Origin of the sequence: Micromonospora sp. WMMA1976, assembly GCF_027497335.1 — a bacterium.
In the GTDB taxonomy this organism is placed as follows: domain Bacteria; phylum Actinomycetota; class Actinomycetes; order Mycobacteriales; family Micromonosporaceae; genus Micromonospora; species Micromonospora aurantiaca.
On the sequence record NZ_CP114912.1, the window covers coordinates 2592609 to 2616633 of the forward strand.

General features: G+C 68.7%; 24 protein-coding genes and 1 pseudogene. 17 read left to right on the forward strand and 8 right to left on the reverse strand.

The features are described from left to right. The first annotated feature begins 16 nt into the window (after positions 1 to 16). From O7546_RS11875 to O7546_RS11895, 5 genes are all read left to right on the forward strand, one after another. Entirely contained in the window at positions 17 to 1837 is a 1821-nt protein-coding gene (locus O7546_RS11875; protein WP_281600917.1) for an acyl-CoA dehydrogenase, read from the forward strand. 3 nt (positions 1838 to 1840) lie between these two features. Beyond that, positions 1841 to 2392, forward strand: a complete 552-nt coding sequence (locus O7546_RS11880; RefSeq protein WP_228531761.1) for a hypothetical protein — start codon at positions 1841 to 1843, stop codon at positions 2390 to 2392. Positions 2393 to 2687: 295 nt separating this feature from the next. After that, the gene (fxsT, locus tag O7546_RS11885) at positions 2688 to 4565 is read left to right on the forward strand and encodes an FxSxx-COOH system tetratricopeptide repeat protein (RefSeq protein WP_281600918.1); all 1878 of its coding nucleotides are present in this window, start codon (positions 2688 to 2690) and stop codon (positions 4563 to 4565) included. Positions 4566 to 4768: 203 nt separating this feature from the next. Beyond that, positions 4769 to 5125, forward strand: coding sequence for a hypothetical protein (locus O7546_RS11890; RefSeq protein WP_281600919.1), 357 nt, complete (start codon positions 4769 to 4771; stop codon positions 5123 to 5125). 101 nt (positions 5126 to 5226) lie between these two features. Beyond that, positions 5227 to 5946: a hypothetical protein gene (locus O7546_RS11895; protein ID WP_194800106.1), complete on the forward strand. Its 720-nt coding sequence runs from the start codon at positions 5227 to 5229 to the stop codon at positions 5944 to 5946. 128 nt (positions 5947 to 6074) lie between these two features. On the opposite strand, the gene O7546_RS11900 is transcribed toward O7546_RS11895, so the two are convergent. Together O7546_RS11900 and O7546_RS11905 are read right to left on the reverse strand one after the other, a co-directional pair. Next, positions 6075 to 6659, reverse strand: a complete 585-nt coding sequence (locus O7546_RS11900; protein WP_194800107.1) for an HD domain-containing protein — start codon at positions 6657 to 6659, stop codon at positions 6075 to 6077. Positions 6660 to 6803: 144 nt separating this feature from the next. Next, on the reverse strand, positions 6804 to 7463 hold the full coding sequence (locus O7546_RS11905; RefSeq protein ID WP_269696792.1) for a GntR family transcriptional regulator: 660 nt from the start codon (positions 7461 to 7463) through the stop codon (positions 6804 to 6806). A gap of 176 nt (positions 7464 to 7639) precedes the next feature. Here O7546_RS11905 and O7546_RS11910 point away from each other — a divergent pair, with 176 nt between their 5' ends. From O7546_RS11910 to pyrE, 5 genes are all read left to right on the forward strand, one after another. Next, positions 7640 to 8830, forward strand: coding sequence for a helix-turn-helix transcriptional regulator (locus tag O7546_RS11910; RefSeq protein ID WP_269696793.1), 1191 nt, complete (start codon positions 7640 to 7642; stop codon positions 8828 to 8830). 245 nt (positions 8831 to 9075) lie between these two features. Further along, a complete protein-coding gene (locus tag O7546_RS30750; protein WP_194800146.1) occupies positions 9076 to 9495 on the forward strand; it encodes a hypothetical protein in 420 nt (139 codons plus the stop codon). After that, positions 9492 to 9710 carry a hypothetical protein gene (locus O7546_RS30755; protein WP_348651251.1) on the forward strand — a complete coding sequence of 73 codons (219 nt, stop codon included), beginning with the start codon at positions 9492 to 9494 and terminating at the stop codon, positions 9708 to 9710. The genes O7546_RS30750 and O7546_RS30755 overlap by 4 nt, the downstream gene beginning before the upstream one ends. Beyond that, positions 9707 to 9880, forward strand: a complete 174-nt coding sequence (locus O7546_RS11925) for a hypothetical protein (RefSeq protein ID WP_194800109.1) — start codon at positions 9707 to 9709, stop codon at positions 9878 to 9880. Before O7546_RS30755 ends, O7546_RS11925 begins: the two co-directional genes overlap by 4 nt. A gap of 19 nt (positions 9881 to 9899) precedes the next feature. After that, positions 9900 to 10424, forward strand: a complete 525-nt coding sequence (gene pyrE, locus O7546_RS11930) for an orotate phosphoribosyltransferase (protein WP_194800110.1) — start codon at positions 9900 to 9902, stop codon at positions 10422 to 10424. Positions 10425 to 10426: 2 nt separating this feature from the next. Here the strand turns inward: pyrE and O7546_RS11935 are convergent, their stop codons facing one another. Then, entirely contained in the window at positions 10427 to 11011 is a 585-nt protein-coding gene (locus O7546_RS11935; RefSeq protein ID WP_194800147.1) for a GIY-YIG nuclease family protein, read from the reverse strand. Positions 11012 to 11043: 32 nt separating this feature from the next. On the opposite strand from O7546_RS11935, the gene O7546_RS11940 reads away from it, so the two are divergent. Next, positions 11044 to 11487, forward strand: coding sequence for a hypothetical protein (locus O7546_RS11940; RefSeq protein WP_228531845.1), 444 nt, complete (start codon positions 11044 to 11046; stop codon positions 11485 to 11487). A 64-nt stretch (positions 11488 to 11551) separates the two neighbouring features. On the opposite strand, the gene O7546_RS11945 is transcribed toward O7546_RS11940, so the two are convergent. From O7546_RS11945 to O7546_RS11965, 5 genes are all read right to left on the reverse strand, one after another. After that, a complete protein-coding gene (locus O7546_RS11945) occupies positions 11552 to 12247 on the reverse strand; it encodes a suppressor of fused domain protein (RefSeq protein WP_281600920.1) in 696 nt (231 codons plus the stop codon). 167 nt (positions 12248 to 12414) lie between these two features. Further along, positions 12415 to 13431: a DUF1963 domain-containing protein gene (locus O7546_RS11950; protein WP_281600921.1), complete on the reverse strand. Its 1017-nt coding sequence runs from the start codon at positions 13429 to 13431 to the stop codon at positions 12415 to 12417. A gap of 187 nt (positions 13432 to 13618) precedes the next feature. Beyond that, positions 13619 to 14161 (reverse strand): nucleotidyltransferase family protein, encoded by a 543-nt coding sequence (locus tag O7546_RS11955; protein WP_348651254.1) that lies wholly within the window; start codon positions 14159 to 14161, stop codon positions 13619 to 13621. 272 nt (positions 14162 to 14433) lie between these two features. Next, positions 14434 to 15096, reverse strand: a complete 663-nt coding sequence (locus tag O7546_RS11960; RefSeq protein WP_281600922.1) for a response regulator transcription factor — start codon at positions 15094 to 15096, stop codon at positions 14434 to 14436. A gap of 49 nt (positions 15097 to 15145) precedes the next feature. Beyond that, positions 15146 to 16393 (reverse strand): histidine kinase, encoded by a 1248-nt coding sequence (locus tag O7546_RS11965; RefSeq protein ID WP_194800115.1) that lies wholly within the window; start codon positions 16391 to 16393, stop codon positions 15146 to 15148. A 302-nt stretch (positions 16394 to 16695) separates the two neighbouring features. Between O7546_RS11965 and O7546_RS11970 the strand changes: the two genes are divergently transcribed. From O7546_RS11970 to O7546_RS11995, 6 genes and pseudogenes are all read left to right on the forward strand, one after another. After that, a complete protein-coding gene (locus O7546_RS11970; RefSeq protein WP_194800116.1) occupies positions 16696 to 17079 on the forward strand; it encodes a hypothetical protein in 384 nt (127 codons plus the stop codon). A 238-nt stretch (positions 17080 to 17317) separates the two neighbouring features. Then, positions 17318 to 18067, forward strand: a complete 750-nt coding sequence (locus O7546_RS11975) for a maleylpyruvate isomerase family mycothiol-dependent enzyme (protein ID WP_194800117.1) — start codon at positions 17318 to 17320, stop codon at positions 18065 to 18067. Between the two features lie 192 nt (positions 18068 to 18259). Further along, positions 18260 to 19420: pseudogene (gene istA / locus O7546_RS11980) on the forward strand (IS21 family transposase); the annotation flags it as partial. Between the two features lie 65 nt (positions 19421 to 19485). After that, positions 19486 to 20274 (forward strand): IS21-like element helper ATPase IstB, encoded by a 789-nt coding sequence (gene istB / locus O7546_RS11985; RefSeq protein WP_281600163.1) that lies wholly within the window; start codon positions 19486 to 19488, stop codon positions 20272 to 20274. A gap of 738 nt (positions 20275 to 21012) precedes the next feature. Continuing rightward, positions 21013 to 21516: a hypothetical protein gene (locus O7546_RS11990; protein WP_228532403.1), complete on the forward strand. Its 504-nt coding sequence runs from the start codon at positions 21013 to 21015 to the stop codon at positions 21514 to 21516. A gap of 252 nt (positions 21517 to 21768) precedes the next feature. After that, positions 21769 to 23955 carry a DUF5984 family protein gene (locus O7546_RS11995; RefSeq protein ID WP_281600923.1) on the forward strand — a complete coding sequence of 729 codons (2187 nt, stop codon included), beginning with the start codon at positions 21769 to 21771 and terminating at the stop codon, positions 23953 to 23955. Positions 23956 to 24025 lie beyond the last annotated feature (70 nt).

A 24025-nucleotide genomic window follows, 5' to 3' on the forward strand; every position in this document is an offset into this window, starting at 1 on the left:
CCGGAAGGAGTCCACGTTGTCCTCGTCCGATCTGCTGCTGTCCCGCCGCGACCTCGCGTTCCTGCTGCACGACTGGCTGGACGTGACCCGGCTGACCGAACGCCCCCGCTACGCCGAGCACACCCGGGAAACAGTCGACGAGGTGCTCGACCTCGCCGCCCGGGTCGCCGCCGAACGCTTCGCCCCGCACAACCGGGCCGCCGACACCGGCGAGCCCACGTTCGACGGGCAGCGCGTGCGGACCATCCCGCAGGTGAAGGCCGCCCTGGAGGCGTTCGCCGAGACCGGGCTGCTCGCCGCCACCATGGACGAGTCGGTCGGCGGGCTGCAACTGCCGCACACGGTGGCCGCCGCCGCGTTCGCCTGGTTCCAGGCCGCCAACGTCGGCACGTCGGCGTACCCGATGCTCACCCTCGGCAACGCCAACCTGCTGCTCGCCCACGGCAGCGCCGAGCAGATCGACACCTGGGTACGCCCGATGGTCGAGGGACGGTTCTTCGGCACCATGTGCCTGTCCGAACCGCAGGCCGGCAGCTCCCTGACCGACCTGACCACGCGGGCCGAGCCGCAGGACGACGGCACGTACCGGATCGTCGGCACCAAGATGTGGATCTCCGGCGGTGACCACGAACTCGCCGAGAACATCGTCCACCTGGTGCTGGCCCGCATCCCCGGCGCGCCGCCCGGCGTGAAAGGGCTGTCGCTGTTCATCGTGCCGAAGGTGCTGCTCGACGACGACGGCAACCTCGGGCCGCGCAACGACGTGGTGCTGGTCGGCCTCAACCACAAGCTCGGCTACCGGGGCACCATCAACACGCTGCTGAACTTCGGTGAGGGCGTGCACCGGCCGTACGGGCGGGTCGGGGCGGTCGGCTACCTGGTGGGACAACCGCACCAGGGGCTCGCGGTGATGTTCCACATGATGAACGAGGCGCGCATCGGCATCGGGGCCGGCGCCACCGCGCTCGGCTACACTGCGTACCTGAAGTCCGTCGCGTACGCTCGGCAGCGCCCGCAGGGCCGGCCGGTCGCCGACAAGGACCCCACCACGCCGCAGGTGCCGATCGTCGCCCACCCCGACGTACGCCGGATGCTGCTGGCCCAGAAGAGCTACGTGGAGGGCGCGCTCGCGCTGGTGCTCTACTGCGGACGGCTGCTCGACGAGCAGAAGACCGCGCCCGCCGAGGCCGACCGCGAACGGGCGCAACTGCTGCTGGACCTGCTCACCCCGATCACCAAGAGCTGGCCGGCGCAGTGGTGCCTGGCCGCCAACGACCTGGCCATCCAGGTGCACGGCGGGTACGGCTACACCCGCGACTACGACGTCGAGCAGCACTGGCGGGACAACCGGCTCAACGCCATCCACGAGGGCACCCACGGCATCCAGGCCCTCGACCTGCTCGGCCGCAAGGTCACCATGCGCGACGGCGCCGCGCTGGAACTGCTGCTGGAGACCATCCGCGGCACCGTGACCCGGGCGTGGAAGGCCGAGGGGTTCGCCTCGGAGCTGGCCGGTCAGCTCGCCGCGGCGGTGGACCGGATCGCCGTGGTGACGCGGCGGCTGTGGGCTCCGGGCGATCCGGAGCTGGCGCTGGCGAACGCCTCGGTCTACCTGGAGGCCGTCGGGCACGTGGTGATCGCGTGGATGTGGCTCGAGCAGGTGCTCGCGGTGGAGGCGCTGGGGTCACCGGACGGGGCCGAGGGGGAGTTCCTGGCGGGGAAGAGGCAGGCGGCGCGGTACTTCTTCAGGTGGGAGCTGCCGAAGGTGGGGGCGCAGTTCGACCTGTTGGAAGGGCTGGACCGGACGACGCTGGACATGCGCGAAAGCTGGTTCTGAGGATTGTCAGCCGACGTCTGGGCGGTTCTGACCGACGAACAGCGACTGCGCTGGACGTTCACACCGTTCGCGCACGTCGGCCCGCTGGTGTTCGGAATGACGCACGAGCAGGTGCAGGCTGCTGTGCACGGCGTCCTCGGTGTCGCTTGCTCCGACAGGTGGGCGGATTTCTGGCTTGAGCGGAGTGCGGGCGCGGCGCCGACCGGACCCGCGGTCACCACCTATTACGACGAGTCGAACAGCTTGGCCGGCGTCGCCGTCAACGCCCTTCGCGGACCGCAGGTGACACTGGACGGATTGCGGCTGGTGGGACAGCGGCCCTCACGGCTGGAGCACGATTTCACCGAGCACCTCGCGGAGCGCAGCCTGGAATTGAGGTACTCGCAGGGCGCCGATCCGTGTTCGTCGCAGCTCGGGTTGGTGCTGCGGGTACAACGGGCCGGTGATGTGGTGCTGAGCCGCCCGGTGATGGTGGCGAAAGCATGGGCAGAGGGCTGCTGGGACGTGAGCGAGGGCTGCATCCCGACTCGGGAATGGACGACGTTCGCGTCGTGAAAGGACGTCCTCGGCGGAGAGCGCGGCTCGGCACAGCCATAGACAAGGTGTAAAGTCTAAACTCTACGGATCACCGTTGGCGCGCTCCTCGAAAGCGGGGTAACGGTTGAGAGGAAACGCGCGGTGGCTGGTAGCCACCGGTGCCAGCGCAATGTTGGTGGCCGCGACCTGGCTGGCGTGCCAGGTGTGGGCCGACTTGGACGTACAGACCTCAGCAACCGTAGCGGCGCTCGTATGTCCGGTCATCGGTGCGGCCCTGGCTGCGTGGGCCGGCCATTCGGGAGAGCAGAAGGCGGTGGCCGACTCCGACCCGCCGAATAGGCGCCGCGAAGTCGTCTACAACCTCCCGCCACGTAACCCCTGTTTCGTCGGACGAGACATTCAACTCGCCGCTTTCGAGAACGGCATCGAGGAGCGGACGCCGACTGTCGTCCAGGTGCTCCATGGAATCGGCGGCGTCGGAAAAACCACGCTGAGCACCGAATACGCCTACCGTCGACTGCAGCGCTACGACCTGGTCTGGTGGATCGACGCGGAGACGCCGTCAATGATCGGCGGCCAGCTGACGTCGCTGGGCGTCGCGGCCGGATGGGTGAAGACTGCGGCCGACATCCCTTCGGCTCTCCGCGAGGTGAGGCTCCAGTTCTCCCGGACCGATCGATGGCTGCTCATCTTCGACAACGCGGAGGATCCGGCCGCACTGGCGCAGTGGGTGCCCCAGGGGCCGGGGCACGTCATCATCACGTCCCGGAATCCCGCTTGGGAGTTGATGGGAGATCCGGTTGCATTGGACCCGTTCTCGCGGGCCGAATCGGTGGCTCTCATGAGGCGTCTGTCGCCCACGTTGAGCAGCGCTGAGGCGAACGACATCGCCAGTCGTCTGGAAGATCTGCCCCTGGCGGTCGCCCAGGCGTGCTCCCTCATGAACGAGACAGGTATGTCCGCGACGGAATATCTCAAGGAGTTGGACCGCAACGGTAGGGAACTGCTGGAGGACGGGCGCCTGCCCACCTACCCCACGCCGCTGACACAGGTGGTGGTGACCGCTCTCCGGCGGCTGGAGGAGGAATCCCCGGCGGCCGTGCAGCTTTTCGAGATCTGTTCGATGATGGCGGCCGAGCCGATCCCCGTCGAGTTGTTCAGGCCAGAAACCGCCGTCGTGCTGGCAGAGCCGCTGGCGGCGCAGTTGCAGACGACGCTGGGGATGCGCCGGACGCTCGGCTGGATCTCGCGCTACGGCCTGGCACGGGTGGACGGGAAATCGATTCTGCTGCACCGGCTCGTGCAACTGGTGATCAGTGGAAGCATCGACGCGGAACGCCGCCCGGAGATCCGCCGAAGGGCCGACGAGGTCCTGGCGAGCGTCTGCCCGGCCGACAGCAAGAGCACGTCGTCGTGGGAACTCTGGGACCGGCTGATGCCGCACCTGCTGGCTAGCGACCTCGTCGCGACCCCGGCAACATCTCTGCGATCCGCTGCTCATAGGGCGGCCTGGTATCTGGCCGAGCGTGGTGAGCTGGAACACGGTCGAGAGCTGGCCGCGACCCTCTACGAGCACTGGCAGGTCTACCTCGGACCTGATGATCGGCAAACACTTTCCGCCGGCCACACCGTGGGCGGCGCCCTCTGGCGGCAGGCACGGTACGCGGAGTGTCAGGACATGGCTGTCGAGGTGTACAGGCGGAGCCGCCGAGCCTTCGGTGAGGACCAACTGCTCACCCTCAACGCGGCGGATCTCTTCGCGTCCACCCTCCGTGAACTCGGAAAGCCCCGAGACGCGCGTGCCCTGCACGAGGACACCTTGAAGCGGAAGGCGAGGATCTTCGGCGAGGAGCACCTGGAGACACTGGGAACCGCGCACAACCTGGCTCTGGATCTTCGGGCGCTCGGGCGGCACGAGGAGAGCCTGGCCCTCAACCAGGAGACCTACGTGCGTCGGCGGAGAGTACTCGGCGACGACCATCCCCATACGCTGCTCTCGGCCTACGACGTGGTGATCGATCTGCTTGCCGCCGGTCGCACCGATGAAGCTCTGACCCTTTGCCGGGAGACGGTGAGGAAACGGGTCGAGGTGCTCGGGCAGGAGCATCCGGAGACGGTGAAGACGACACGTCTCGCGGAACAGATCGTGTCGGGCGCGGAGGTGGACACCCGATCGCGACTGTCCGGCTGACCGTTATCGGATCGGGTCCGCCGGCCTGCCCGTCTACGATGTCTCGCATGACTTCGTGGTTCCGCCTCGGCCGCGTCGGCATCCTCGTCATCCCCGTCGCGACTGCAGTCGTAGCGTGCGGCACTGACCACCGCCCCTCTACTCCGGAGCCCGGATCGGCGGCCCGGAAGGTCACTGTGGTCCGAGGAGACCAGACCTACCCGGTGACCGCCGAAGTGACCGCCTGGAAGACGACTGTCCACCCCCAGGCACCCGAGCGGGGTCCGGCGGTGCACTTCCACTACCGCTTCACCAGCGGGGACCGGTGGACCGCCACGGAACGCGTCGAGCTTCAGGCCTGCGCGGTCGACGGTCGCAGAGTCGTCATCCTGTGTACGTTGATCGTCAAGGACTCCCTCGTGGACGGCTGGTTCGGGCCCAGCACGGAGCTGGACCTTGCCCGTACATCTGATGTCCTGCTCCTGCCGTACCAGATGTACGCGGGACTTCACGCCGGTGATCCCAAGGACCACGACGGTTATGTCCCGCCGGAGATTCTCGGCCCAGGCAGCCAGCTCTGACAGGCCGATCCACTCGCCATGTCGGGATGCTCGAACCCGTCGGGCACTGCGCCGAACGGCACCGGTCCGCCAGGCGGCTACCGCGCTGCCATGATGGCGAGGTGATCATCCCCGGATACCTGGACGGTTACGAACCGCCGATCCTGCGGTCGCCGCTGGTCGACGGATCCGACCTGATGTCGTACGCGATGTTCTGGCCCACCTTCCTCGCCACCGTCGGCGGAGCCGCGTCGGCACCGGACGCGTTCGGCGTCGATCCAGCCGATCTGGAACCGATCGTCGACGCATTCCTCGACCCGGACCGATGGCCGGTGTTCTCGCTACCGCTCGCCGAGGGCTGTCGCCTGCACGTCGTCCTGCGCAACTACGAGGGCGAGGGGGGCGTCGACTACGTGCTCGACCCCGGCACCGGCGACGTGTCGATCCCCCTCGCCGCGATGGAGGGACATTTCCGAGGGCCGGCGTTCGCATGGCAGGAGGTGGTCGCCGCAGCGCGGCAGCCGGATCCGGACCACACGCCGGCCGAGCGGTTGCTCCTGCTCGTTCCGGCCTGTGCCGACAGCAGCCGCCCGGACACGGCGGTCGACATGACAGCGGAAGCCCTGACCACCCTCGGCGCCCGGTCCGGTGGGCGTCAGCTCAGTGAAGAACTGCTCACCAGCCCCAGGTACTGGGGGCCGTGCCGATGGACGTACGTGGACGACGTTCTCGTCGGCCTCGGACCGGCTACCTACCGCCGTCACGGAGGTGAACTGTCGCCGGAACAACTCCGCCTCGTCGCCACCGCGCTTCAACCTGGCGATGCCGGCATCAAGCGGTAGTCAGGGGAACCTGCTTGGCACCGACGGAGCCTCGTTCGCCGGCTTGGTGCCGGACGCCGTCAGTCGGACGTCAGGTTCCATCGTGCGGGCAGGGTGTCACCGCACAGGGCCGTGGTGTCCTCTGACGTCTACGTCACGGGCGGGCTGGCGGGCGGATTCAACCATGCCATTGGAGCGCCGGTGAGGGCGACGTCGGCGAGACGATGGGCAGACGATGTCTTGAGCGCAGATCGTGAGCTGTCGATCCAGCGCTGCACGTCCGCGACACCCTGATGCCGGTACTCAACCGCTTGGACGAGGCACTCCAACTTGTCCGCGTCGCGGGCCACGATGGCTTCCAGGGTTTCGCCGGCCTCGTACTCTGCGACGGCAGCGTTGATCACGTCGGCAACGGCGGGTGGGCAATCGGCTACCTGGTCGGCGGTGACGGCGGTGTTGGGTGGGGCCGTGAGATAGCGCTTGGCGATGTGGGGGATGTCGGTGATCCGGGTCTCCTGCGTGTCGTGCAGGACGCACAACATCGAGACGCGACCCGGGTCGGCGCCCTCCATGGCCGCGAGCATCATGCCGATGAGTGCCGTGCGGAACGAGTGGTCGGCGATCGACTCGGGGTGCTTCACACCGGCGAACCACCAACCGGTACGGGCAGCGCGCTTGAGCACGCCGGCCTCGAAGATGAAGCTCATGGCTCCTGCGTGCGGATCGTCGGTCATCGGAAGCGCCCTCCCATCCGGCGAGCTTGTCGACATCACGTCACCTCCGCCGTCTCGTCAGTTGATGGGGAGACGGTAGACGAGGTCGTATCGCCCGCCCGGTAGCACAATGTCGGCCGTCTCCACAGGCGTGCCGCTCGCCGTTTAGGTCCGCTCGATGGTGTGCACAAACGTGCGGGCCGGCAGGTTGAGAGCCTCGACCTCCTCGGCCGTCGCTGATCGATGGCTGACACGCTCCACGACCTCGTCGACCCGTACGCCGATGGTGTCCATGCGTGCGACGACGCCCTTGATCTCTCCGTCCTCGGGCCACTCGACCGGAGTGCCCTTGGTGAGGGCACGTGGCTCGTACGACACGGAGAGCTGTATCGGGTCGCCGTCGGCGAGGAAGCGGTATGACGTCCGCATCACCGGTGCGCCCGGCTCGATGCCGAGCCGGGCGGCAATCCGCTCATCGGCCTGCTCGTGTCGGCTTTCGTGCTCCCACGTGCCGTGCTGTCCGGCGTCGGCCGCGTCGCGGGCGAACGGGGACGCCGGGCCGTCGGCGGAGCGGACGTCGCGGCCTCGGGCATGACGGACCAGCCGGGTGGTGTGTCGGACGTACACGCCGGATCCGGCGCGACCCTCCACGATGCCCTCGCCCTTCAGCACGGCGATGGCCCACTTGGCGACGGTCCGGCTCACCTCGTACTGGCGCATCAGGCCGGACTCGGACGGCACCTTGGCTCCAGCGGGGAGTTCTCCGGACAGGATCGCGGCACGTAGGTCGGCGGCGATCGTCAGGTAGGCAGGCGGCGTTGGCATGTTGGCGGCACCTCCGGTCAGCCCGACCAGTCGACCACAGGGCGCAGGGGAGCGGCAGGTAGGAGACGTCTCGACGTCAATACAAGAGCACCGATCCACGTACACTGGCGCACGGGTATGCCGGCTTACCGGCCGGTGCCGAAGTCCCAGCCCTCGTCCTGGGAGGCAGGCGAGACATGGCCAGCAAGGCCGACACGATCGGTGCCCGGATCCGCTACTGGCGGATGCGCCGTGGCGGGATGAGCCAGGCCGTTCTCGCCGGGCTCGCCGGGGTCAGCCAGTCCTACATCTCTCAGGTCGAGTCCGGCCGCAAGACGATTGACAGGCGCTCCACCCTGGTCGCTGTCGCCGCCGCGTTGCAGATCACGGTCGCGGACCTGCTCGGTCAGGGCACCGAGACGGGTGACCCGGCACGCGAGCGCGCGGCGGAGTGCGTGCCGGCGATCTGGTCGGCGCTGATCGAGATCGAGGACGGCGAGCGGCGGCCGTCGACGCGTACCCCGGGAGAGTTGGCGGCAGGCATCGCGCGCAGTGAGCAGCTTCGCCACCGCTCGAACTTCCCGGCCATGTCGCAGATGCTGCCCGGCCTGCTGCTGGAGGCTGCCGCGGCGGGCGGCCCGGCGCTCGCGCAGGTGGCGTACCAGGCGTCGGCCTGCCTGCGGCACCTCGGGTACCGACACCTGGCGTTGAACGCGGCGCGGGTGGCGGTGACGGCGGCCGAGGACGTGGCGGAGGCGGCGTGGCTGGGCGCGACCCGCTTCGCGTACGCGCAGAGTCTGCCGATCGAGTCGGCGTCGCTCGCCGCGCGGGCGGCTGACCGGTCGCTCGCGGAGCTTCAGTCCGCCGCCTCCGATGAGCGGGTCCGGCAGATGCTCGGCCAGTTGCACCTGTCGGCGGCTCTGGCCTCGACAGTCAGCGGGCGCCTCGACGCCGCGCGTGACCATCTGACCGAGGCCGCCCGGGAAGCGGCGACCCTCGGTGACCCGACGGACGGCATGGGATTCAACGGCTGCGGATTCGGGCCGACGAACGTGACGCTGTGGGAGATGTCCATCGCGGCCGAGTCCGGCGAGCCCGGCCGGGTGATCGAGCTGTCCCGCACCGTACGGCCGCAGGTGCTGGCGGCATCGATCCGGCAGATGTCGTACTGGCTCGACCTCGGGCGGGCACTGGCCGATTCCGGTCGCCGGGACAACGAGGCGATAGCGGCGTTCGTGCGCGCGGAGCAGGCAGCGCCGGTGCCGTTCTCCCTCAACCCGCTCGCCCAGGACGCGGTCGTCGCGACGGCGCAGCGAGCCAAGCGGCGGGCCGTGCCGAACGAGCTGCGTCTGCTGGCGGGGCGCCTCGGCATCAGCCTGGCGGCATAACCAGCGGTAATTTCTCCATCACCATGCGGCCCTAGTGTCCGTTTTCGGGTGAGGAAACGCCTCATCCTGCCGGGCGCGACACGGCACTCCCTTGTGAAGTGATCCGTCGCGCTGGAGCGGACGGAGGTGGTGATGGACGGTCGGAACCGATGGCGCCCGACAGGCCAGGAAGCGCAGCAGGCCGAATGGGAGGCGGCGAAACGGAGGATCCTCGGCCTGGCTGATTCCGATCACGCGCAGACAGCATCCAGCGAGTCGGCGGCAGCGCAAGCGCCGCACCGGGATGCGGACGTCGCCGCGCCCGCCAAGCCGCGCCTGCCGTACGAGGGCTACCTCCTCGCCGTCGCGTCGACGCTCGTACGCCGGCATCGCCCGGCCTGGTCGTGGCGGAAGTGGCGGTGGGTGTGCCGCTGCGGTGCGGACCTGCCGTGTCGGAACCGTCACCGCGTACCGATCAATCGCGGTCACTGGCCGTCGCAGGAGGACCAGTGAGCACCGCTGAACAGGCGATCCTGGCGGTGCACGTACGGGGTCTGGACGGGATGTGCGTGGGTTGTCGGCTGTGGTGGGCGCGGCTGACTCCGTACCCCTGCTGGCAGGTCGCGTGGGCGACCAGCCGGCAGGCGCGCGCGAGCGTCGCCCGCTTCCTGGGGGTGCGCGGGTGAGCACCCACGGGCCGGTGCTGCCGGTCTGGACGTGCGGGGGGTGCGGTGTGCCGTGGCCGTGCGCGACGCGGCGGCGGGAGCTGCTTGCGGAGTACGAGGGTGCGCCGGTGTCGCTGGCGGTGTACCTGGGGGCGCAGCTGGTGCGAGCGACTGCGGATCTCAGCTGGGCGCCGGCGGGGACGTTGCACCGGCGGTTCCTGGGGTGGGTGCGGTGAGCGTGCTGCGGGCCGGCGACGAGAAGTTCCACTACAGCGACGGGTCGCACCGGTGGACGGCGCCGGATCCGGGGTACGACCAGGAGGTGTGGGAGGAGCAGGTCCGCCAGCACAAGCTGCGGCACCTGCGCAACGAGCGCCCGAGGGTACGCATCCGACGGATCGTGTGACGGGTGCGAGACTGGGCCGGTGACTCACCCGCTCGCGCGCCGCGTCCACGACACCTGCCATCTCACCGGCCGGTTCCATCTCCGATCCGGGCAGGTCAGCGACGAGTACTTCGACAAGTACCTGTTCGAGGGGAAGCCGGAGCTGCTGCGCGAGGTCGCCGAGGCGATGGTGGCTCTGCTGCCGGAGTGCGACGTGCTGGCGGGGATGGAGATGGGCGGCATTCCGATTGCCACGGTGATGTCGCAGCTGACCGGGCTGCCGACGGTCTTCGTGCGCAAGCAGGCCAAGGAGTACGGGACCGCGAAACTGGCCGAGGGCGGCCGCGTGAGCGGTCTGCGGGTCGTGGTGATCGAGGACGTCGTGACCACGGGAGGCGCGCTCCTGGCCTCGTGTGGACAACTCCGGTCCGTCGGTGCCCAGGTGGAGACGGTGGTCTGCGCCATCGACCGCGAGCAGGGCGGGCGGGAGAACCTGGCGGCCGAGGGGCTGCACCTCCGCGCCGCCCTCACCCGTCGTGATCTGGAAGCATCGCTGACGGCGTAAGGCTAGGGCTGCTCCGGGCCGCTGCTGGCGTTGTACGCGTTTTTGGCGGCGACCACTGCCGCCTGGATGTGCGCGGGGTCGACGCCGTGGACGTTGAGCGGCGGGTGCAGACGCCGGACGAGTTCGGCCTCGATGATCGTCGGCTCGGGGTCTTCCGCCCAGGTCAGGTGCAGATTTTCGTGCATCCAGGCGGTCAGCCGTGCCTCGTCCTCGGGGACCAGGACGACGCGGTCGGTCCAGGTGGTCCGGTAGCCCTCGGAGACGAGGAGGCCGGCAAGTGTGCGGCGCAGGGTCGAACTGCCCGAACGCCTCAGATGGTTGCGCAGGATCCGGCCCCGCAGGCTGGTCGCCCGGCCGAGATAGATCATCCGCCGCGACGGGTCGGTGTCGTTCGGTGGCCCGGGGAGGTCGGGAAGGACCGAGGGCAGGGCCCACCAGGCGTAGACGCCGCTGCCGCGGGCGAGCCGCTTGACGGCGACGTCGAGTGCGACCGGCGGGCCGGTCAGCAACCGCAGGGCCGCGTCGACCCGTTCTTCGTCGGTCGGGACGACGGCGGGCCGCCGTTCGGGGAAGGTCACCGGGACCATCCTAGGCGTTCGGCGGGTCGAGATCGGGGGAGGTGCCCGACTACCTGGATACCGGCAGAGGTGCGACCAGTGGCGAAGCCGAAGCCGGGTACGTCGGCAAGGAATCCGCTGAAGTCGCTAACGTCGTCCTCGTGAGCGATCATCATGGCGGCGCTTGGACGCTGCATCGGCGCGACGACGGCGGGTTACTTGCTGATCTCGTGGTGACCGGTGGCGACCTCCCGTGGCTTAACGCTCGTGTCGACCCGAGGGAGGGGCTCGCAGAAGTCCGGCCGCTCTTCGCCGAGGAACTGCGGCTGCTCGATGGCATCGATGAGGATGTCGAGTCATGGGAGCGCGCATACGACGCAGTCCGAAACGCCGTGACGCTTCGGTACCCGGAGGGCCAGGAGGTTCCTGAGTTCCTCCTCCACATCGATGGCAACGAGGCGTGGTGGCGGTGGAGTGACAAGCCGTTTGACCAGGAGGACGCCTAGCCAGGGCGCTCGCTCGGCGGCAGAGGCGCGCACGTGACCTTGGTCAGCGCGTCCGGTCGAGCCGTCAGGCGTACGAGGGCCGGCGCGGGTCCAGCAACTCGGTGATGCGGCCACGGTCGAGGACTTCGATGAGTGCGTCGGTACCGCGTTCGACCTTGACTGCAATCTCCTCTGGGTGCAGAGGGATCAGCGCGAGCAACACGATTCGGATGCCGCCGTCGACGTCGATCGTCCGCGCCTCGGGCGGCACCCGCAGCATCGGCGTGACGACGACTCCGGCGAACGGGGTGTCCGTAGCGTACGGCTGCGCGGGATCGCCGTTCGGCACGGAATGCCATTCGCCGATCCAGGTTCCGTACTCGTGCGGCAGCCGAGCTACCTGCTTGAGGATTCGCAGCGGCCACCCGGTTTCGTCGCCGAAACCGGCTGCATCGGTCAGCGGCCAGTCTGCCGGCAGGCTGAGCATCAGTTCGGCGTACGGGCTGATGTCGTGGCCCTCCGGGACCGTCATCGGCAGCTCGCTTATCCCTGAAGTGATCAGCGTCCGGTACGGGCGTTCCTCGGTCGGGGCCACGACATGGACATGCACACCGACCAGGTGTGAGGCGATCTCGTGGTAGACGAACTCGACGGGCCCGAAGTGTTCCTCAATGTGTCGGTCGATGGCGTCGGCGAAGGCCTGCTGCGGCCCTTGCGCCGGTACGAACCCGTCGTGCAGCGACTGATGACGGAGGACTCCTGACCCACGCGACTCGTCCATGGCGACGCAGCCTATGCAAAGGCCCAGCGGGTGCGCGACCGGGGCATGCTCACCGGCACGTGCGTGCACGGGGATCGAGCCGATACATACGCCGTCGACACGTGCGCTCACGCACCCGACGACTGGACCTGAGCTCCGCCCGCCGGGAGAGCAACACCTGTGCTCGCTCACTCGGTGAACTCGGTCCAGGAGACAGCGCGGTCGAACCGCTGGGCGGCGAGGTCGTCGACACGGATCATGAAGCGGCCGAAGTAGACGTAGTCACGGGTCTCGAACTGCACCAACGGGAGCCACTCCCGGCGGACCCGCTGCAACTCCTGTTCCACGAGGAAGGCTTCCTGGGCGCGGTCGATGCCGGTCAGGCGGCCTCGAAGCTTCGTCTCCGCCATCTCCAGCTCGGGATCGTCGTACAGTTTGCCGTAGGACACGCCACCGGTGTGCCACGAGTAGCCGCCGAACTGGAAGGCGGCGAAGTCGGCGGCCGGCCAGAGCCGGTCGACCAGGGCACACAATTCCCGACGATGCGGCATGTCGCGCGCCAGCTGCTGTTGAAAGACGGACAGGTCCGCATCCTCCGCGGTCAACCACGAGGGCAGGACGGCCTGGACGACAGCGAAAAGGTCCTGCTCGGGAGCGATGAAGTCACGGTCCGCGTAGTAGGGATGGGCAGCGTAGTCAGCCGGCAGCTGCGCTGTGGTCTCCGTGCCGGCCCGCACATACAGCAGCCTCCCGTACTGCTGCTCGTCGCTGCGCTCACACACGTCGTAGTCCTCTTCGTGATGCAGGAACACCAGCAGGGAGCCGTCCGACGGTAGCGGCAGGCGCTCGACCCGCGGCAGCGCGGCACAGTCGAAAGACGCGATGAACGGCAGCGGGTAGCCCTCCGGGTCGGTGGGCCACGGCATGCCGACCGGGAGCTGCGGCAGGCCGCCGGCCCGGCCGACGAGCAGGTCGGCGGGCCGCTGGGGCGGCAGATCCCGAGAATGCGCCGCGAGCTCGCCGTTGTACCGCTGACTTGTCCAGATGGCGAAGCGCAGCAGTTCGGCGAACGTCGCCGTCTCCGTCTCGGTGAAGCCCGCGTCGGTCGCGGCTCGCCGCAAAAGCCCGTAGTGATCCACGGACATCATGCTGACAGGTCTGATTTGACCGGCGGCGGCAGGCATCCCGTATTCGATCTTCGGCATTACCGGACGTTTCGTCTTCGGCTGACCTGGCCTCACGAGGGCTGCGGTGATCGTCTTGCCTCAGAGCTGATAAGCCGCTGAACTGCGGTGGCGGAGGTGCACCCGGCAGGATTTCGAACCTGCGGGCTTGGGGCTAGAGGAAGATCGGAGTTGGTGGGTCGACTTGGCTGTACGGATGGCTGTACGGCTACGGCGGAACGACAGTGACTTGCGGCCAGCGTCTGCCGGGGTCATGGCGCGAGAGACGCGCTCGTGAAAGCTCGACCGTGATCCTTCGTGGATTGCGCCGCCACACCCCATCGAGCAGGTCTTCCAGCCCACGCGGGGCACAGACGTGCAGTGTCTCGGCAGAGTCGAGACGCACGGCGACACAGGTAGCGGTTTCGGGCCAGGTGGCTACGGCATCGGCCCCGGATCCGAGTGCATCGACTGGACCCGTACCGAACACGCTCTCGTACCAGATGTGCACCGCGGCTTGGTTGGTCGCCTCCCACGGGACCGCCGGATCATGGCGTCGTAGAAGCTCGGTTGCCGCGACGTCGCTGCCCGGGGTGAGGTCGCTGGCGTCGAAGAATGCAACGTCGACGTCCCGAACGTCCCGGGGGTTGAAGCCGGCTCCATACCGTTGGTCCCAGACGAGATCCCGCAGGACACCCGCCCCTACCCACGCGTCCGGTAGACCAGCTTCCCGCACGGTCGTCAGGACGTTGAGTAGCCACGGACACGACACGATCAGCTCGGCCAATTCGGTCGTCTGCGGACCGCGCGGCTCAAATGCGAGCGGCAATGGTTCCCCCAGATACGTGCGCGCGCCCCGATACAGCCTGCGAAGTCATCAGCGCGGCGAGTAGTCGATCGGTCGGCGCCGAATTGCTTCCCACTGGATCCACTTCCCGGGGGCGGGCGGTGTACTGCACGGTGAATCCTCCGTGTGTTGGCCACACGTCGTTGCGGATCACCCGGGAACTGATTCCGTTCAAGTGACGGTGTCGGTCTGCCACATCACGACGGCATCCTCTCACCTCCCGGCACCACTAGACCGACCTCGTAGGCGCACACGACGAGCTGGGCTCGATCACGGGCCGACAATTTGAGCAGCAGTCGGCTCACGTGGGTCTTCACCGTGTTGAGGCTGACGGTGAAGTGTTCGGCGATCTCCGCGTTCGACCGGCCTGCCGCAACCTGAACCAGCACTTCCCGTTCGCGCTCGGTCAGTTCGTCGAGCGCTCCCGGCGCGGTTGCCAAGGCGCGGCCGGACGTGCTTCGCACGAACTCCGCGACCAGTCGGGTGGTCACCCGTGGGGTCAGCAGGGCCTCACCACCGGCGATGGTGCGGATGGCGCTGAGCAGGTCTTCCGGAGGGGTGTCCTTGAGTACGAAACCGCTTGCTCCGGCACGCAGCGCGGCGAAGACGTGCTCGTCCTCACCGAAGGTCGTGACGATCAGCACACGGGCGTCGATGCTGTCGTCGTCGGCGATGTGCCGGGTGGCTTCGAGGCCGTCCATGACCGGCATGCGGATGTCCATGAGCAGGACGTCCGGCCGAAGTGCACGGCTCTGCCGGACCGCCGCGGCACCGTCGGATGCCTCGCCGGCCACCGTGAGCCCTGGTGAGGTTTCCAGGAGCACCCGGAATCCGGCTCGTACCAGCGCCTCGTCGTCCACGACCAGGACACGGATCGGCTCGGTGGTGCCGTCGGCGCCGACCGCCGGTTCAGCCACGGCGCTTCCCCTCGCTGCGGTCAGCGTGTGCCGTCCGGCTCGTCGATCGTAGTGGGAACTGAACGCGCACTGCGTAACCACCGTCCGGACATGGGTCGGCCGTGACGGTGCCCTCGTACAACGCGACACGGTCCCGCATCCCGGCCAGGCCGTGTCCGCTGCCCGGCCCGGCCCCGGACGGACCGGCGACGGGGGCGGCGTTGAGCACCGAGATGCTGAGTCCGTCCGGGCCGCTGGTGACCTCGACGGATGTTGTCACCCGGCCGGCGTGGCGGACCACATTCGTCAGCGCCTCCTGCACGACCCGGTAGGCCGACTCCTCGACCGGTGGTGGTGCGCCGGCCGTCTCGGACAGTGTGAGCGTGATCGGGTAGCCGTCATCGCGGAGATTGTCGACGAGCGACCGGATGTGTGCGAGTGTCGGTCGTTCGACGGCCGGGCCGGCCGTCAGCGCACCCGCCGTCAGCGCACCCGCCGTGCCCAACGGATTCCCCGAAGCGTCCCGCAACGAGTGCAACACCGCTCGTAACTCGTCCAAAGCGCTGCGGCTGGCCGTCTCGATCGCCGACAGCGCGGCCCGCGCCTCCTCCGGCCGCTGTTCGAGCACCACCCGTGCCACGCCCGATCGGACCGCGATCATGCTCAGCGTGTGCGACACGATGTCGTGGACGTCCGCCGACACCCGGACCCGTTCCTCGGCGCGGACCCGGCGCTCCGCCTCCCGGGCCCGCTCCGCCGTCTCCGCGCGCAGCCGACGCTCCGCCTGTCGACGGGTACCGAACGCGTACCCCACCAACCAGGCTGGAATGGCGAGAACCAGTTGGATCGCGTTCTTCCCGGTGGCCGGATGCAACTGCATCGCGATCAGTTCCGCCGTGGTGACCAGCCCGACCGCGGCCACGCTGGCACGCAGCGACACCTCGCGCGGAAGCCGATCGGCCACGGTCAGCACCGCGATCCCCAACGCCGGGCCCGCGTTGCTGTGGAACACCGTGAAGCCGACATCGGCCAGCGCCGCCACGGCGAGGACCAGCGACACCGTCACGAGCACCGGTATCGGGACCGCCCGGCGCGCCGCCAGCGGCACGGCCGCGGCGGTGCCGAGGAACAGGATCGCCGCCGTCGGCCCATGTCCGGAACCGCGGAGCAGGACCGGGAGAGTGAACAGTCCGAACGACCCGACGGCCAGAGCGATGTCGAGCAGATCGGGCGATGGCAGATCGGTCCGGCACAGTCGCATGTGGATCACGCTAGCGAGACGTATCGACGAAGGCGTCATGCGCGAGAATGACCGTGCCGCCTCCGAGGGAGGCCCCGGATCATGCCGGAGAGCGACGCCCGGGCCGGTCGGTGTGGCGCAATGTTCCAGTCATGACAAACCACCGGCTGCAGCTGTCCCGTCCCGCCGTCGTCACCGCGACCGTTTCCGTGATAGCCGGACTGGCCAGCGGAGTCGCGAGGTACCTCCACCGATCCGACACGCTCGAACCACAGATCGCGGGCACTGAGGCGTGGCTGCCGCATCTCGGCGTCCTCGTGGTCGTGACCGTCTGGTTCGCGGTGGCATCCCGCCGCAGCCAGCTCGGCTGGAAAGTGGTCTTCGTGCCGCTCGGACGTCCGATGGCAGCACGGATCGGAGCCACATTCCGGTCCGGGGCCGGCGTTCGGGCTTTGCTGCGCTGCCTGGCCGTCGCCTTCCTCGTACTGCTGGAGGTGTACATGGCCTGGCGCATCGGACTGCAGGTCTTCGCCGGGCTGGACCCGAACTTCACCCGCAACGCCTGGGGCGGCCCGTCGTACCTCGGCGCGATGTTCTGCCACTACCTCGACGGCGCCCTGCTGTACCCGATCTGCCACGTCCTGCTCCGGCGAGTCACTGTCCCCGCCCCCGGGAAGAAGGCGTCGCCGCGTGATCGGACGAGGTGAACCCGGGCCACCTACCAAATGCCGATTCGGATAGAGCGGAATTCGGCAATGCAATACGCCGACGGCTTGTCCTCCGTCGACTGATGCGCGACAGCCGTCCACCAACTGTTCTGCGACGCCATGCCGATCGCGCCCTGGCAGTGCGCGACGCGGCGGCGGGAGTTGCCTGGGGAGTACCAGGGTGCTCCGGCCCCTTTCCGCCTGGCGGACGGTTGGTGGCGCGTGGGACGCTCCGGTCATGCGCATCGCCGAGCACATTGCCGCGCTGGATGAGGAAGGCGTCCGACTGGCAGAGGCGGCGGACCGGGCGGGCCTGGACGCACCCGTGCCCACCTGCCCCGGCTGGCAGGTCCGTGATCTGCTGCGCCATGTCAGCGGTGTCCATCGCTGGGCCACGGGCCACGTGATCACGGGACGCCGTCAGCCTTACTCCACTCGCGAGGAGGCGGAGTTCTTCGCCGCAGTCGAGGACGACGAGCTGCTGGACTGGTTTCGGGAGGGCCACCGCGCACTCGTGGACACGCTGACGGCGGCCGACGAGAGCGTTGAATGCTGGACGTTTCTGCCCGCGCCCTCGCCGCTGGCGTTCTGGGCACGTCGCCAGGCTCACGAGACCGCAGTACACCGCGCCGATGCCGAGTCGGCTGTCTCCACGGTTCCCTCCTGGGATCCCTCCTTCGCCGCTGACGGCATCGACGAACTGCTCAGCGGCTTCTTCGGCCGGCCCGGTGGGCGTCTGGTGGCCGATCCACCCCGCAGCATGGCCCTGGCGCCCACTGACGTCGACGCCGGATGGACCTTCCACATCGAGCCGGCCGGGCGCCGCCTGGTCGCCGCTGAGATGCCGGCCCAGCTGACCATCGTGGGACCCGCATCCGAGCTCTACCTCCTGCTGTGGAACCGGAACGGGACTGAACGCCTCGAACTACGCGGGGACGCGGCCGTCCTGGACCTCTGGCGGGCACGGGCCACGATCACCTGGAAATGACGCCGTCATCCCGGCGAGGTCAGCCTGTTGCCGCCCACCGTGGTTCCCATCCGCTCATCGACAGACCCGGATGGGCGAGACAGGCGGTTCGGAAAGCTGGATGCGACCGGCTGCCGTTCGACTGTCGGCTCCGCCTGAAAACTGACCCCGTGGTTCCGGCTGAATTTTGACCCCTTCCGGAAGCATCGGGAGGTGCTGAGCGTGGAGGACTGGGCGGAGATCCGTCGGTTGTACCGGGCGGAGCGGATGGCGATCAAGGCCATCTGCCGTCGGCTGGGGGTCTCGCGGAACACGGTGCGTAAGGCTTTGGCCAGTCATGAGCCGCCTCGCTATCAGCGGGCGGCGAAGGGTTCGATCGTGGACGCGGTGGAGCCGCAGATCAGGGCGTTGTTGGCGGAGTTCCCGGACATGCCGACGACGGTGATCATGGAGCGGGTCGGGTGGACTCGCGGCAAGACGGTGTTCTCTGATCGGGTGCAGCAGCTGCGGCCGTTGTTCCGCCGGCCGGATCCGGCTCAGCGGACGGAGTATCTGCCGGGTGAGCTGGCGCAGTGTGATCTGTGGTTCCCGCCGGCGGACGTGCCGTTGGGCTTCGGGCAGGTCGGTCGGCCGCCGGTGCTGGTGATGGTGTCGGGGTATTCGCGGTGGCTGTCTGCGGTGATGATCCCGTCGCGGCAGTCGCCGGACCTGCTGGTCGGACACTGGACGCTGATCTCCGGCTGGGGGCGGGTGCCCAAGGCGTTGGTGTGGGACAACGAGTCCGCCGTCGGGCAGTGGCGGGCCGGCAGGCCGCAGCTGACCGAGGCGATGAACGCCTTCCGCGGCACCCTCGGCATCAAGGTGATCCAGTGCCGGCCGGCGGACCCGGAATCGAAGGGCCTGGTCGAACGGGCCAACGGCTATCTGGAGACCTCGTTCCTGCCCGGACGCCGGTTCGGTTCACCCGGCGACTTCAACGCTCAGCTGTCCGAGTGGTTGGTGCGGGCGAACAACCGCCAGCACCGGATGCTGGGCTGCCGCCCGGCGGAGCGGTGGGACGCCGACCGGCAGGTGATGCTGCCGCTGCCGCCGGTCGCGCCGGTGGTCGGGTGGCGGCAGGCCACCCGGCTGCCCCGCGATCACTACGTCCGCTTGGACGGCAACGACTACTCGGTGCACCCGTCAGTGGTCGGCCGGCGGGTCGAGGTCACCGCCGACTGCGACCACGTGACGGTGCTCTGCGACGGCCGACCGGTGGCCCGGCACGACCGTTGCTGGGCCAAGCATCAGAGCATCACCGACCCCGCCCACCGCCAAGCCGCCGCCGATCTGCGCATCGCCGCCCAACGCACCCCGACGGCCGCCGTCGACGCCTAAGTCGAACGCCGGCCGTTGAGCGACTACGACCGGATGTTCGGCCTGGACGAGGTGGCTGCGTGATGGCCGCCAAGACCAGCCGCAACGTCGCATCCGAGATCGCGTTCCTCACCCGTGCCCTGAAGGCGCCGTCCCTGGCCGCGTCGGTGGAGCGCCTGGCGGAGCGGGCCCGGGCAGAGTCGTGGACGCATGAGGAGTTCCTCGCCGCCTGCCTGCAACGCGAGGTCGCCGCCCGCGAAGCCCACGGCGGAGAAGGACGCATCCGGGCAGCCAGGTTTCCGGCCCGCAAGAGCCTGGAGGAGTTCGACTTCGACCACCAACGGTCGTTGAAGCGGGAGACCATCGCCCATCTGGGAACCCTCGACTTCATCACCGGCCGAGAGAACGTCGTCTTCCTGGGCCCGCCCGGCACCGGCAAAACCCACCTGTCCATCGGCCTCGGGATCCGGGCCTGCCAGGCAGGACACCGGGTCGCGTTCGCCACCGCCGCCCAGTGGGTGTCCCGCCTGGCTGATGCCCACCACGCCGGCCGCCTGCAAGACGAACTGGTCAAACTCGGCCGGATCCCGCTGCTGATCGTCGACGAGGTCGGCTACATCCCCTTCGAAGCCGAAGCCGCGAACCTGTTCTTCCAGCTCGTCTCCAACCGCTACGAACGAGCCACCCTGATCGTCACCAGCAACAAGCCCTTCGGCCGCTGGGGCGAAGTGTTCGGCGACGATGTCGTCGCCGCAGCCATGATCGACCGCCTCGTTCACCACGCCGAGGTGATCTCGATGAAGGGCGACAGCTACCGACTCAAAGACCGCGACCTCGGCCGCGTCCCCGCAGCCACCAAGACCAACGACTGAACATCAACAACCAACGAGGGGGTCAAAATTCGGCCGGAACAGAGGGGTCAAAGTTCAGCCGGCGTTGACATCGACCTCTGCATTACAGACGCAGTGGGTTCAGCCAAACCATCGGGCAGGTAGGAGCCGCCTCGACGTCAATACGAGAGCTGTGAGCCACTCCGCCATCGCTCCAACTTCCCGGCCATGGCCCAGATGCTGCCCGGCCTGCTGCTGGAGGCAGCGGCAGTCGGTGGCCTGCGCTCGCCCAGGTGGCGCGGCCTGCCTGCGACACGTCGGGTACCGCCGCCTGGCGTTGGGCGCGGGCGCGGGTGGCGGTGACGGCGGACGAGGACGTGGAGCAGGCGGCGTGGCCGAGGGCGACCCGCTTCGCGTACGCGCGAAGCTCCGGACGGGGCCGAGGGGGAGTTCCTGGCGGGTAAGCGGCAGGCGGCGTGGTACTTCGACCGGTGTGAGCTGCCGAAAGTGGGGCGCAGTTGGTGCGCCACGCAGATAACTCTGTCGCCGTGTCGTGCCGGGCCCGGTGACAATGCTTGCCGGACGGTGATACGACGAGGGTCGAAGGGCGTTGCTGTAGTGGGTCGACGGTTGGGCGGACACGAATGGCCGGTGATGGTCAGTACCGTTCACCTCGGGCGCCATCGGTACCGGGTCATGCGGCCGGCAAAGCCGCCGGGGTTCGCCGGTCTGTACGAGGGCCGTCTTGGAGCCCAGTTCTGCCTCGACAAGGAAACAGCGATGCTGCTCGCTCTGGCGTGGGGGCTGGCTGCCCGGTCGCCGCACACGATCGTCTATCTTCCCCTACGTCGCGCGACAGTTCCTGACCATCATGGTCGGGGGCGCCCGCTCGACCTGGTGTTGCTGCATCACCGCCTCGCGTTCCCGCCGTCGCGGTGGAAGCAGGTCCGTTCCCGGTTGGGGACCGGTCGGCCACACACCGTCGTCCTACCTGGCGAGGCGTGGCCGGCGCGGTCGACCGATGATCACCGGCGAGTCCGGTACCAAGAGTTCCGCGATCATCGGCGGTGGGACATCGCCGCCGACACGTTGGTGCTCACCGGCAGCCGCGAAGCGTTCGAGTTGGAAGCCGACCAGGTCCGTGCCCTGGCCGAGGAGTGCCCCGCCCATCGCGCTCGCATGCCAGGCACGCACTGTTGCGCCGAGATCGGCATGGGCAGAACCCGCCGCCACCCCGACCGACGCCGGCCGTACGCCGAACTTCATGCCGAATACGCGCAGTGACGTTACTGGGTACTGCTTCGATGATCAGGTTCCGGTTCGAGCTGTACCCACTCGACGAGGTGTCGCCGTGGGGCAGGGGCCAGCCGAGGCTCCACTGGTTCGGGCTCACCGAGGGCTGGTACTGGCTCGAAGCAGGCGGGCAGGAGCTGCTGCGCGGCGCCCCGGGAGGTTCATCCGCATCCCTACGTCGAGTACTACCTGGCCCGGCTCTGGGAGGACGTCATTGCCCTTACACCCGAGGTGATGGAGCCGGTGCCCGACGATCTGCAGTCGTTCATCGCCTCCCACCCCGAGCAGTGGACGTGTGACCCTCTCGAGTTCGTGGCCGAACCGGATGAGGGACAGACCGACGACGGGAACGCGGACGTGCCCGACCATCCAGTCGTCACGGCCGCGATCTGGCACGGCGAGCATCACCTGGATTTCGGTTACCTGCGTAATCCTCCCAAGCTCCGATTCTGGCGTGCCATCCGTGGCGATCGCGACGAGATCACCATGGATTGGCGGCACGAGGACGACGGCGAGATCGGTTTCACCGCCGACCCCGCAGTCCGACGCAGCGTCCCGACCACCGCTTACCTTGAGGCCGTGCACATCCTCAACCGAGAGTTGATGGACGCCATGGGGCAGCGGGTCGAGGAGCTGGAACGCCGTGGCGGGCTACCTGCGTGGACCTTGACGTCGTCCATCTGCGGCGGGAACACGAAGACCGGCGGCACTGGTTTGCCAAGAACCTCGATCGCTCCCCGAAGACCGACTGGAACGTTGTCCGCCAAGGTGCCCGCCTGCTGCTCGGCGACGTTCAACGGGCCGACGCCCCGGCGGGCTAGGCATTCCTTCGAGCACCTGACCGGGACATCATCCGCTTATCGGCTAGATGCGGAGGTTGGTGGCGCCGTTCCTGCCTCGCTCGAGGTCTTCGGGGTACGCGGAACATCAGTAGGTGGACCTAGACTGCGGCTCGTGACGACACCCCCCACTGCGGTCGAGGTGGCCTTCGCGCTGTTGCGGGAGGGCCGGATGGGTGATGCCGAGAACCTCATGACGCGCGAGTTGCAGGCCGTTACTGACAAACACGGTCACGGCGGCCCGGAATGGGCCTCGGCCCAGTGCGACCTCGGCAATGTGCTGCTCAACGCCGATCAGCTCGACCGCGCGATCGAGTGCTACCGGCGTGCCGTCTCCGCGACGCCGCGGGATCACGAGTCCCGCAAGGAGCAGTTGACCTGCCGACTCAATCTGGGCTTGGCGCTGCGCATGGCCGGACGGTTCGACGAGGCCGAGACGGAGTTGCGCCTGGGGGTGCAGGAGCGGCTCGCCTTCTACGGCCGCGAGCACGCCGGGTACGCGTTCGGTCTCGAGCCACTGGCAGACCTGCTGCGGCAGCGTGGCGACGTCGCAGGTGCCCGGCAGGTCGTCGAGGAGGCGGTGGCCAACCTGTGGCGCAACGGGCACGATCGGGTGGCCTCCGCGTTGGCGCTGCGAGCAGCGATCGTGCACGCCGGTGGCACCGGCGAGCCGCTCTTCGTGGGCCTGGACCAGCTGCCGGACCAGGTCGTCGAGGAGATCGGACGAGTCGTCATTCAGATGCTGGACCACGACGACCCGGCAACCAGGCCCCTGCTCACCTCCCTGGTCGCCGCGTTGGAGGAGCGGCTCGGCATCGACCACCAGGCGACGCTCAATGCTTTGTCCGCACTGGCGAACCTCGGCCGTGATCTCGGTGACCAGGTGGGGCGGGTCGACGCGATCGAGCGCGTGCTCGCTTCGTACGACCGGCAGGGCCGGCAGGAGGAGGCGCTGATGGCGGCGCTCGGCTTGGCTGTGGCGCAGGGCGAAGTCGGCGACGCCCAGGCGGCGCTGGGCACGTACGCGTCGTCGTACGCGAGGGCGGAGCGCATTGGTCGTCCGGAGCTGCGGAGTCAGGTGCTGCGCAACTGGGGTCTGGCGCTGAAGGAGGCCGGCCAGGTGGACCTGGCGGAGCAACGGCTGACCGAGGCAGTGAACCAGGCGCGCCGCGGCGCCGACCATGAGATGGTCGGGCGGGCCTGCATCGCCCTCGGACTGTTCCTTCAGCATGAGGCACGGCTGTCGGAGGCCCGCACGGTCCTGGAGGAGGGCCTGACCGTCATGGATCCCGTACACCCGGACGCGATCATCGGCCGCAGCCACCTCGGTGCGGTTCTGGATGGCCGCACCTGCGGATGCGGCGACATGGCGGGCACGATCGCCGACGCGTTCCGTGGGTTCGTCATCACCAGGCTCCCTGCGGACCTGCTCGACCGCCTCGACGTGGCGATCGTCGACGGCGACTTCAAAATCGACGTGGCACTGCGGCGAGAACCCACCGAGTCCGAACTCGAACGGCTCAACGACGTCTTCCAGACCGCCCACGCGGAGTTCCGCCGCCGGATCAGCGAGCCCCGCTACGCCGGTTGACCGCACGACAGCCGCCGCAGGACCAGGCCGTGCCGGTCGAGGTCCGGACGGGATGCGAGGCTGGACGCGT

Coding starts and splice junctions, on each gene's coding strand:
- O7546_RS11905 (WP_269696792.1), bottom strand. CDS start 7,463: ATGCCAACGCCGCCTGCCTACCTGACGATCGCCGCCGACCTACGTGCC.
- O7546_RS11975 (WP_194800117.1), top strand. CDS start 17,318: ATGCGCATCGCCGAGCACATTGCCGCGCTGGATGAGGAAGGCGTCCGA.
- O7546_RS11900 (WP_194800107.1), bottom strand. CDS start 6,659: ATGACCGACGATCCGCACGCAGGAGCCATGAGCTTCATCTTCGAGGCC.
- O7546_RS11965 (WP_194800115.1), bottom strand. CDS start 16,393: ATGCGACTGTGCCGGACCGATCTGCCATCGCCCGATCTGCTCGACATC.
- O7546_RS11945 (WP_281600920.1), bottom strand. CDS start 12,247: ATGGACGAGTCGCGTGGGTCAGGAGTCCTCCGTCATCAGTCGCTGCAC.
- O7546_RS11990 (WP_228532403.1), top strand. CDS start 21,013: ATGCTGCTCGCTCTGGCGTGGGGGCTGGCTGCCCGGTCGCCGCACACG.
- O7546_RS11935 (WP_194800147.1), bottom strand. CDS start 11,011: ATGGTCCCGGTGACCTTCCCCGAACGGCGGCCCGCCGTCGTCCCGACC.
- istB (WP_281600163.1), top strand. CDS start 19,486: ATGGCCGCCAAGACCAGCCGCAACGTCGCATCCGAGATCGCGTTCCTC.
- O7546_RS11950 (WP_281600921.1), bottom strand. CDS start 13,431: ATGCCGAAGATCGAATACGGGATGCCTGCCGCCGCCGGTCAAATCAGA.
- O7546_RS11910 (WP_269696793.1), top strand. CDS start 7,640: ATGGCCAGCAAGGCCGACACGATCGGTGCCCGGATCCGCTACTGGCGG.